The sequence below is a fragment of the Nocardia sp. 852002-20019_SCH5090214 genome (assembly GCF_001665865.1).
Classification (GTDB): Bacteria; Actinomycetota; Actinomycetes; order Mycobacteriales; family Mycobacteriaceae; genus Nocardia; species Nocardia nova.
The window spans coordinates 1-9,995 of sequence record NZ_LZMK01000428.1 but is presented as its reverse complement, the minus strand read 5'-3'; the positions used below and the strand labels follow the sequence as shown (position 1 = coordinate 9,995).

Below are 9,995 nucleotides of genomic sequence, written 5' to 3'. Positions count from 1 at the left end.
CCGGTGCTCGGCGGCTTCTTCTCCGATTACGACACGTTGTGGGGGATCGACGGCTGGCGCTGGGTGTTCCTGGTGAATGTGCCGATCGGCGTGCTCGCGCTGGCCGTGGTCGCGAAGGTGCTCAACGTGCCGCACGAGCGGCAGCGGCATCGCGTGGACTGGTTCGGCGCGATCGCGCTGGCGATCTGTGTGGTGCCGTTGCTGATCGTCGCCGAACAGGGCCGCGGCTGGGGCTGGGAATCGCCGCGGGCGCTGCTCTGCTACGGGATCGGCGCCGCCGGCCTGGTGTTGTTCCTCCTCGTGGAATTCCTGATGAAGGACGCCGCGCTGATTCCGTTGCGGCTGTTCCGGAATTCGACGTTCTCCATCACCATTCTGGGCGGTTTCATCGTCGGTATCGCGATGTTCGGCGCGATCAGTATGGTGCCGCTGTATCTGCAAGTGGTGCGTGGTTATTCGCCCACCAAGGCGGGATTGCTGATGCTGCCGCTGGTGCTGGGCATCATGATCGGCTCGCTGATCGCCGGGCAGATCACCAAGCTCACCGGCCGGTACAAGATCCTGCCCGTGCTGGGTACTTTCGTCATCGCGTGCGGGGCGGCGCTGTACGCGCAGGTGCATTACGACAGCCCGCTCTGGCAACCGCTGGTGTACAGCGCGGTCATCGGCTTCGGACTCGGTGGCTGTATGCAGACGTTGATCATCGCGGCGCAGAATGCCGGTCCGCGGTCGGATATGGGTGTGTCCACGGCGTCGGCGACATTCTTCCGGCAGATGGGGGGCACGCTGGGTGTCGCGGTCTTCCTGACGATTCTGTTCAATCTGTTGCCGCACAAGATCATCGACGCCTTCGGTGGTGTGCTGCCACCCGGATTCGACGCCGGGAAACTCGACCAGTTGCAGGCCAACACCAGCGGCATCGCGGCGCTGCCGGCGCAGGTGCGCGATCCGATTCTCATCGGCTTCACCGAATCCCTGCACGGCGTCTTCTACGCCGCTGCCGGGGTGGCGTTGCTGGCCTGTGTGGTGTTGCTGTTCATGAAAGAGATTCCGCTGCAGGACAGTCCGACGCCACCGGCGCAGCCGCAGCGCGCGGAGTCGGCACCGGACGAGCCGGCCGTGCTCGACCTCGACACGGCGCCCGACGACGACGCCGAGACGGCCGGGTCGGAGCCGGAGGCCTGGGAGCGAGAGCCGTTGTGGGAGGACGACGAGGGAGCCGCCCGGCCGGAACCGGCACCCGCCGGAACGGGGGCGCACGCCGCGTTCCCGGAGAGCGCCGGCGACGCGCCCCTGTCCGGACGCATTCACCGCGAAGACGGGCAACCGGTATCCGGCGCGGCGCTGACCCTGATCGACCAACGGGGACATCAGGTTTCCCGAGCCGCGACCGACGGCGCGGGCGCCTACCGCCTGAGCGCGCCGGACCAGGGGAACCATGTGCTGATCGTTTCCGCCGAGGGGCATCAGCCCGCCGCGGTGAACGTCGCGATCGGTGCCGAGCCGCAGACGGCCGACCTCACCCTGCTGGGCGCCGGGGAGCTGTCCGGCATCGTCACCGAGGGGCCGGGCCGGCCCCTCGCGGACGTGACCGTCACGCTGACCGATCGGCGGGGGGAGGTCGTCGGTGCGGCGGTGACCGGACCCGACGGCGCCTACGCCTGTCACGGCATCGTCGCCGGCACCTACACCCTGGTCGCGGTCGCCGGACATCGCAGGCCCGATGCCACGACGTTGACCGTGCCCGCGACCGGCATGCTGCGTTATGACATCGAACTCGCGCCGACGGCGGTGCTGTCGGGCCGGGTGCGCTCCGAGCGCGGCCCGGTCGCCCATGCCCACGTCGCGGTGCTGGACTCGGGCGGCACGGTGGTGGCCGCCGCGTTGACGGACGGCGACGGTCGCTACCGGATCGACGATCTTCCCGCCGGGGACTACACGGTGGTGGGTCGCGGCTATCCGCCCGCCAGTGCGCGCGTCGCGGTCGACGGCGAGCGGAGCGCCCACGACCTGCGGCTCTGCTACGACGGCGCCGCCGACAGATCGTGATCGGTATGCCGCGGCCGGTGCGGCGAGACCGGGGTGCGGTGGGCGTGCGGTAGGTGTGGGTGGCCTCGGACCGGGCCGTATTCGGTGGTGCTCGCCCCCCTGTCGCCCGGCCCGATATCCCCGGGCTCGATATCGTCCGGTCCGATTTCGCCGGATCGCAGGGCGGTGCGCTCGAGGACCCGGGCACACAGCCGGATCACCGCCTCGTCCAGAGTGATGCCGAGTTCGGCGGCGTGCAGGGTGGCCATCTCGACGGCCCCGAGGTCGTCCACGAAAGCCGGATCGGACAGGATCTCGTCGACGATCATGCCGCTCAGCGCCTGCTCCTGGGTCAGAAGCTCGCCGGGCAGCCAGCTCAGCAGCCACTGCCCGGGAAGTGAGGGCAGACGCTGGGCAGATTCCGGGGTGACATCGCTGGTCATCAACCAGTCGGTGATATGAAGCGTCATGGCATTCCCCTTCCACCAAGCCGGCCGCTGCGGCGGTCATTGCCGCTCCGATAAACGGAGAGCCGGTGGCTATAGCTAAATGCTAAGGACGGCTTTCCGGGGCTGTCAACTAAGCATCTGTGCTTATCTGAGATATCTTCGAGACCTCAATGCCCATCTTGAATCAGATATGCCCAGAGAGTATCCGCATTGATTACCAGTGGCGGGTACGAAGGGGTGAAAGTTGGCTTCGCGGAAGGAGTTCGGGCGCCTTGTGGCAGAATCCGCAGCGGGCCCAGCGCATTCGAGTTATCGACGAGCGGTGTTCGAGGTGCGTTCATCGGAGTAATGAAAAATTGATGTTTAGCTGATGATGCAATGGGCCACATGTGATTAGAATTCCGCATCGTGACACAATCTGACCCAGACGGTGGCGAACGGATCGGCGAACTGGTGCGCCGGCTCCGTATCGAGTCCGGTCTCACCCAGGCCGCGCTGGCCAAACAGGCGGACTGTTCACGCAGCCTCGTGCAGCAGATCGAGAACGGCACCCGGGTGCCGCCGCTGCCGCTGCGGGAACGTCTGAGTTCTGCGCTGGGGCAGGAACTTCCGATGGACGGCGTCGCCGGCTCGTCCGAACCCGGCGGGCATTACGACCTGCGGATGCGTTTCAACGTGCTCCTCGGCAAGGACCCCGCGGTGGTGGATCGGGTGCTGACGATCGCCCAGACCGTGCTCGACGCCCGGGGTGCGCGCGAGGAGGTGGAGCCGCTGCGCCTCATCGCCGCCCGCCAGCTCGAACGCGCGGAAGAGCTCCTGGCGCAGATACCTTCGCGCAGTGCGACGGTGTGGGAGTGGAATACGGTCAACGACTGGCTGACCATTCTGGAGCAGGCCGAGCAGTCCGTTCGCGCGATACACACCGCCGACCTGGGCACCATCGGTGGTGACGTCGGCGACGACTACCACGCCGCGATCGTGCGCCTCGCCGATTCGGTGCACGAGCCGCGAGTCACGGTGCGGCGCATGTACGTTCTGGATCGCATCGAGGATGTGTGGCCCTACGACGACAAGTTGTGGTGGCAGGCGCGCTCCGGTGTCGAGAGTGTGCTGGTCAAGCGTGAGCACGCGCGCAACGCGCAGAGCATGCTCGTCGTCGACGACCGATACGTCTGCGTAGGGGAATACGACTATTCGCGGCAGACCCGGGTCGCGACGCGTTTCTCGGTGCTCAAACATGATGTGGCATTCGCGGTCCGGCGCTTCGAGAAGCTCTACGACCTGCGGCGCATCGGTTCGGCGATCGTGGTCAACGATCTGCTGGCCGATCCCCGACTGGCCCGATTCGAGCGTCTGGGTGACGGCGAGGGACGGGAGTTGTTCCGCGAGACGCTCGTTCGAGCGTGGGACGAAATCCCGACGCCGGGCCAAGCGCCGCTGGAAACAGGGCGGCTGTGACGACCGGCCCCGGGCATGCCGAGCGCGCCGCCGCCGCGCTGATTCTGCGTTCGGAGGAGCGCAAGAAGGAACTGCGCCGGCAGCTGCCGGAGAGCGTGCCGTTTCTCGGCCGATCCGGTCGCCGGTACCACGGTGTGCTGGACGCTTATCACGGCGAGACCGGATTCGAGATCGATCCGGCGGCGGCGCGCGCCCTGCGGCGGGCGTGGAACGATCTGGCGCCCCATCGGATCCGGCGCCGCGGCCTGCCGGACTACGACAAGCGGCAACCGCTGGAGTTGCGGGAGTCGGCCGCCGCCCACCTGTTCGACCGGCTGCACCGCCCCGCCGACGGAGTGGCCGGTGTCCGGGTCCGTCCCGAAGAGGTTGTCGTCTGCCCGTATTCGAGCATGCTGATGCTCGAGGAGGTGATCGCCACGGTCGTGCGGCCCGGCGGCGTGATCGTCTGTCCCGAGGGCTTCTACAAGAACTTCGCCACCCACATCGCGAAATTCGATGTGCGAGTGGTAGTTCCGGAGGCGACGCCGGACGACTCGTTCCGGATCGATCCGATGGCACTGGCCCGCGAACTGGAACGGCACGGTGACGCCGTCTGTGCCGTGCTGCTCACGCTGCCGGGCAATCCCGTCGTCACGCGGTACTCCTCGGACGAATTGCGCGAACTGGCGGCGGTTCTGGTCGCCGCCGATGTTCCGGTGGTCTGCGATATGGCCTTCGACCGGATCGTCGGCGGGCACATTCCGCTCGCCGCGCTGGAGGTGCCGACCGCGCAGGGCCCGGTCCGGCTGTACGACCGGATGGTGTCCGTCACCGGCAATTCCAAGGGCTACAACGCCTTCGGCCCGTGCAAGCTCGGCGCGGCCTGCTCCGGGGACTCGCGGTGGCTGGAGCGTATCCGGGCGCGACTCACGATCGCTTTTCAGCGTGAGAGTACGCATCTGGTGCGCGCGGTGCTGGACCATACGCCCGACGCGTATTTCGAGCACAACCGCAAGCTGGTGCGCGAACAGTTCGACACCGCCTTGGAGCGGATCGCGGCGATCAATGCCGAATTCGGATCGAACACACTGCGGCCGCTGGGTTCCGGGGCCAGCATGTTCCTGTCCGTGGTCGCCGATTCCGCCCTCCTGGACGCGGCCGGGGTGGGCGACAGTGCCGCATTGGAGGATCTGCTGCTGGCCGGCGCGGGAATCGACAGCGTCGCGCTGGGCCGCACCGGATCACCGCGGCGGGGTGTGCGGCTCAACGTCCTCGCGCCCCGGCGCGGCCCCGGCACCGAGTCCAGGGAGTTGATCGACGAACTGTTCGACCGGCTCGGCGGGCTCGTCGCCGACCTGGCCGGTGGTGCCACCTACCGCGACATCCTGCGTCGGCGCGGTATCGCGGAGCCACCGGCGTGATCGTCGGCGTGCTGCGCGAAACCGCCGCCCGGGAACGGCGGGTGGCGCTGACACCGGACGGTGTGCGATGCCTGACCGCGGCGGGGATGCGGGTCGTCGTGGAGGCGAATGCCGGGCGGGCGGCGGGCTTCGGCGACGCGGCCTACCGGTCCGCGGGGGCTGCCGTCGCGGTAGATCCCGGCACCGTGGTCGCGGCCTGCGATGTGCTGGCGTGGGTGAAGCCGACGACCCACGATCTGCGCACGATGTCGCGGCGGCCGCACCTCACGCTGATCGGCTTCCAGGATCCGCTGCGGCGAGCCCCGCAGATCGCCGAACTGCGTGAATTGGGCGTGGAATCGATTGCGGTCGAACTCTTTTCGCGCGATACCGGTGAATTGGACGCGCTCTCGGCGATGAGCCGGATCGCCGGCAGCGTGGCCTATCTCGCGGGCCGGCGGCTGGTGCCGCGCACCGTGCGCCGGCCGATCCGCTCACTGATCCTGGGGTGCGGCCAGGCGGGACTGTCCGCCGTCGCGGCGGCAGCCGCCTGCGGGGCCGAACCGCCGGTGGTGCTGGGGCGCCGGCCCGAACTGCGGCAGGCCCTGGATGCGCAGGGCCCCAATGTTTTTCACTGGTCCGGTGAGGTCGACGCCGCCTGGGTCCTGGAGCGGATCCGCGCGGACAAACCGGATCTGGTCTTCTGCGCCGCGGTGCGCCGTGGACAACGGGCGCCGCTGCTGGTCGACCGGACCGCACTCGACGCGCTCGGGGACGGTGCGGTCGTGGTCGACCTGACCGCCAAGGCCGGTGGCAACTGCGCGGCGACCGTCACCGACGCGACCGTGGTGCTGGGCAACGGCGTCGTGGTGACCCACCGCTCGAACTATCCGGCGCGCCGACCGGCCCCGGCCAGCCGGGCCTACAGCGCGGCGGTAACCGCGTCGATACTGCGACTGGCGGACTCCGGGCTGCCGGAGGCTCAGACGGCCTCGAACGCCTCCGCCACGATCGGCCGGACCTGATCCATTCGCGCGCCCGGCTGTTCGCGCCGCACCGACGTCATATCCACATCGGGCAGTCCGCAGGCGACGGCCCACTGCCACGGCTCCAGATCGCCGTCGACGTTCAGCGCGAATCCGTGACTGGTGACGCCGCGGCTCTGCCGCATGCCGATGGAGACGATCTTGCGGCCGGTCTCGACGGTCCACACGCCGGTGAGCAGTTCCGAACCCGGCGGGGTGTCGCGGCGTTGCGCCCGGATGCCCAGCCGGTCGAGTGCGGCGACCAGGCGGTGCTCGACCTCGCGGATGTAGTCCACCACGCCCTCGCCGTCCCCGAGTTTCACCACGAGATATCCGACCAGCTGTCCCGGGCCGTGATAGGTGAGCTGCCCGCCGCGGGTGGTCTCGACCACCGGAATCCCGTGGTCGGGGTCAGGGAGATGCGCACTCGGCGTCCGGCGCCCGATCGTATAGACCTGCGGGTGGCTCAGCAGCCACAACGTATCCGGTCGTTCATCGCGCTGGCGCTGTTCCACCAGTTCGGCCATGCGCTCCATGGCCTTGTCGTAGTCGACGAGTTCGTCCTGGATCAGTGTCAGCGGCCGCGACCTCATGCTCCGAGAATACGACCGGGGTCGACAGCGAACTCGCGCAGTAGTCGTCAGAACGCTTCGGTATTCAGCTTGTCCCGCGGCGGCAGCGCGTCGCCGGGCAGCGTGACCCGATCGATGGGGAACCCTGCGTCGAGGCTGGACAGCTTGCCGGTGTCGCCGCGCAGCGTCAGTTCGTCCCCGCCGAGGGACAGATGCTCCAGCTCGGTCTCGGTGGCGGCGGGCGCCGGGTGGCGCCGGTTGTGGACGATGCTGCTGAGGTAGGCCGCGGCGATGATCCCCACTCCCAGCAGGCCGGTGACCACCTCGTTCAGATGGTGGCCGGTGGAGACCAGCAGGATCGCCGCGAGGGCGCCGATCGCCCAGTGCGCACCGTGTTCGAGGTAGATGTACTCGGCCAGGGTGCCGCGCCGCACCAGGTAGACGGTGATCGAACGGACGAACATCGCGCCGATCAGACCCAGTCCCAAGGCGATGACGATCGGATCCGCACTGATGGCGAAGGCGCCGATCACGCCGTCGAAGGAGAACGAGGCGTCCAGCACTTCCAGATAGATGAAGCCGAAGAAGGCGGCGCGCCCGGTCAGAACGGCGGCGCGCGAGGGGCCCTGGCCGGGCTGCTCGTTCTCGAAATGCGCGCCGAGACCGTCGACGAGGAAGTAGGTGGCCATGCCCAGAGCGCCGGAGACCATGACGACGTCGGCCTTGTTGTTGGGGGCGAGCACACCGGCGGTGAGCACCAGCGCGATCAGCGCGATCACCACCGTGAACATCGAGAACCGCCCGATCCGCGCCAGCGGTCGCTCCAGCCAGCTCAGCCAGGTGACCTCACGCTGGGTGCAGATGTAGTTCAGGAACAGCAGCAGCAGGAACATGCCGCCGAAGGCGGCGATCTTCGGATTGGCGTCGTTGAGCAGCGTCTCGTAACTGGGCCGGCCGTCCGGAAAGAACGGCGCGCCGCCGGCGGGAGGGTTCATCGCCAGCCGCAGCGCCTCGATCGGGTCCAGATGCGCCCCGATCGCGACCACCACCAGTGGGAACACCAGGCGCATACCGAAGACCGCGATCACCATGCCCACGGTCAGGAAGATGCGCTGCCAGAACGCGCTCATCCGCTGCAGGACACTGGCATTGACCACCGCGTTGTCGAACGACAGTGATACCTCGAGAACGCCGAGGGCCGCGACCAGCACCACGGCCTCCGGCCCGCCGTACAGCAGCGCGACGACTAGAGACGCCGCGGCAACCAGGAACGACAGGGCGAAAACTCGCACGAACATGCCGATGCCTTTCGTCAATTCGACACCCGCGGGGGGTATGACCTCGCGGGTTACAGCATTCAGAGTGCTCGCAACCCTGCCTTCGATTGTGACAGTTGAAGCGGTCCGGCGACAATCGAGAGCTAGTACCAGTGGTGGGACTGCCAGAACGCCCAGGCTCCGTCGGGGCTGCCGTACCGCTCGACCATGTAGTCGTAGGTCCAGCGGATCTGGGTCACCGGGTTGACCATCCAGTCCACCCCGTGCGAGGCCATCCGCTCCGGCGGCAACGCCTGCCCGAGACCGTAGGCGCCCGATTCCGGATTGACCGCGAACGGATTCCAGCTGCTCTCGTGCGTGATCACGTTGTCGAACGACGGGAACTGCGGAGCCGGGACGATCGTCAGGGCGACCGTCTTCATCGGCAGGCCCAGCAGCAGACCCGCGGTGGCGGAACCGGAGGATCCCGCCGAACCCGAGGCCGAACCGGATGCCGATCCGGAGGTGTCGGCGCACGCGGGCCCGCAGTCGGCGCCGGCCGTCGCGGCGAGGGCCACCGGCGCGCCGACCAGCCACAGCGCGCAGAATGCGGCGAGAGCGGCGCGGCGAAGCTGAGGCGCCGGTGTCGTCTCGGTCACAATTTGGCCTGCGATCCGAGTGGGGTCGAAAGATGGCGGCGAGGTTGCCGAGTCGATCGGCGCTGCGAAGGCCGCCGGAAAATGCGTTGCGGAATCCGCGGTGTTCGGGGTCTGATTTGTCGGCTGGGCCGGAATTCGGGCGGGCTCGATTGGCGCAGACATGGTCAGCTCGGTCCTTCCGCGTCGACTTGCCGATCGATCAGAGTCGGAAATGCGACAGTTCGAGCAAACCATCGGTAATCACGGGATGTCCGGATTGCGCTCGGCGTGTCCGGCCCGGCGTTCCCGGGTGTGGGCCGGGGTACGTGCGAGTGGGTTCCGAACGTATGTATAGTTGGCCTCAGCAACTAGTTGTACATGCTAATCAAATGCGTCGTGGGGAGAAGGAAGCTCGGTCATGGTCGTCGATGCCCGTGATCCCCGTGTGAGCACGCGGGCCGAAGGCGGTAGCTTGCGTAACCATGTAGGCCCGGGCGAGCACGGCATCGAACACAGCGCCGGCGTCACCGAACAGGATGTGGCCGATCGACTCGGCGGCCAGCTGATCCGGTTGATGCGGGCGATCGGCAGAACCAAATCGCACATAGCCAAGTACGGTCCGGACGGTCTGGAGCGATCGGCCTATTCTGTACTGTTCTGCCTGGTCCACGACGGTCCGCAGCGGACGGGGAAGCTGGCGGACACCCTGCATACCGAAACATCGACCATCAGCAGGCAGACTCGATCGCTGGTGGCACACGGCCTGGTGGAACGCCGGGCCGACCCCGTGGACGGCCGGGCCTGCGTGCTGGCGCCCACCGCCGAGGGGGTGCGGGTTTTCGAGGAGAACCGTCGAAACCGCAACCGCTGGCTGGCCGAGGTGATGGCCGAGTGGCCCGCCGACGAACGGGCCAGATTGACCGATCTCCTCGAGCTGCTCGTCAGCGGCATCGAGGAATCCACAGCCGAAAAATCCACTGCAACAGCCGATTCGAATTAGGGCTTACATACACATGACGACTTCGACCAGTGAGGCTCCGCCGGCGCAGCCGAACGCTCCGACCGTCGCGCCGCCGGCGGACGTGCGACCGTCTCTGTCGCATCGCCAGATTTTGACTATTTTGTCCGGTTTGTTGCTGGGGATGTTCTTGGCGGCGCTGGATCAGAATATTGTGAGTGTGGCGATTGTC

General features: G+C 67.6%; 9 protein-coding genes. 5 read left to right on the top strand and 4 right to left on the bottom strand.

Annotation, left to right across the window (positions count from 1 at the left end):
* Positions 1 to 2,049: MFS transporter (locus A5780_RS36940; RefSeq protein ID WP_082976935.1), on the top strand; the 2,049-nt coding region annotated here is incomplete at its 5' end.
* Here the strand turns inward: A5780_RS36940 and A5780_RS36935 are convergent.
* A complete protein-coding gene (locus A5780_RS36935) occupies positions 2,022 to 2,498 on the bottom strand; it encodes a hypothetical protein (protein WP_063012136.1) in 477 nt (158 codons plus the stop codon). The two genes, A5780_RS36940 and A5780_RS36935, sit on opposite strands and share 28 nt — an antisense overlap.
* 387 nt (positions 2,499 to 2,885) lie before the next feature.
* On the opposite strand from A5780_RS36935, the gene A5780_RS36930 reads away from it, so the two are divergent.
* Genes A5780_RS36930 through A5780_RS36920 form a run of 3 tightly spaced genes read left to right on the top strand, consistent with a single transcriptional unit; the run spans position 2,886 to position 6,339 of the window.
* Positions 2,886 to 3,935, top strand: a complete 1,050-nt coding sequence (locus A5780_RS36930; protein ID WP_063012134.1) for a helix-turn-helix transcriptional regulator — start codon at positions 2,886 to 2,888, stop codon at positions 3,933 to 3,935.
* Entirely contained in the window at positions 3,932 to 5,335 is a 1,404-nt protein-coding gene (locus A5780_RS36925; RefSeq protein ID WP_064911331.1) for an aminotransferase class I/II-fold pyridoxal phosphate-dependent enzyme, read from the top strand. The genes A5780_RS36930 and A5780_RS36925 overlap by 4 nt, the downstream gene beginning before the upstream one ends.
* Positions 5,332 to 6,339, top strand: coding sequence for a hypothetical protein (locus tag A5780_RS36920; RefSeq protein ID WP_064911330.1), 1,008 nt, complete (start codon positions 5,332 to 5,334; stop codon positions 6,337 to 6,339). Before A5780_RS36925 ends, A5780_RS36920 begins: the two co-directional genes overlap by 4 nt.
* On the opposite strand, the gene lipB is transcribed toward A5780_RS36920, so the two are convergent.
* From lipB to A5780_RS42350, 3 genes are all read right to left on the bottom strand, one after another.
* Positions 6,297 to 6,932, bottom strand: coding sequence for a lipoyl(octanoyl) transferase LipB (gene lipB / locus A5780_RS36915; RefSeq protein WP_030516050.1), 636 nt, complete (start codon positions 6,930 to 6,932; stop codon positions 6,297 to 6,299). The genes A5780_RS36920 and lipB overlap by 43 nt on opposite strands.
* Before the next feature lie 47 nt (positions 6,933 to 6,979).
* Positions 6,980 to 8,209, bottom strand: a complete 1,230-nt coding sequence (locus tag A5780_RS36910) for a DUF475 domain-containing protein (RefSeq protein ID WP_081879556.1) — start codon at positions 8,207 to 8,209, stop codon at positions 6,980 to 6,982.
* Between the two features lie 122 nt (positions 8,210 to 8,331).
* On the bottom strand, positions 8,332 to 8,826 hold the full coding sequence (locus A5780_RS42350) for a transglycosylase SLT domain-containing protein (RefSeq protein WP_227462666.1): 495 nt from the start codon (positions 8,824 to 8,826) through the stop codon (positions 8,332 to 8,334).
* 451 nt (positions 8,827 to 9,277) lie between these two features.
* On the opposite strand from A5780_RS42350, the gene A5780_RS36900 reads away from it, so the two are divergent.
* A complete protein-coding gene (locus A5780_RS36900) occupies positions 9,278 to 9,805 on the top strand; it encodes a MarR family winged helix-turn-helix transcriptional regulator (RefSeq protein ID WP_227462665.1) in 528 nt (175 codons plus the stop codon).
* The last annotated feature ends 190 nt before the right edge of the window (positions 9,806 to 9,995 follow it).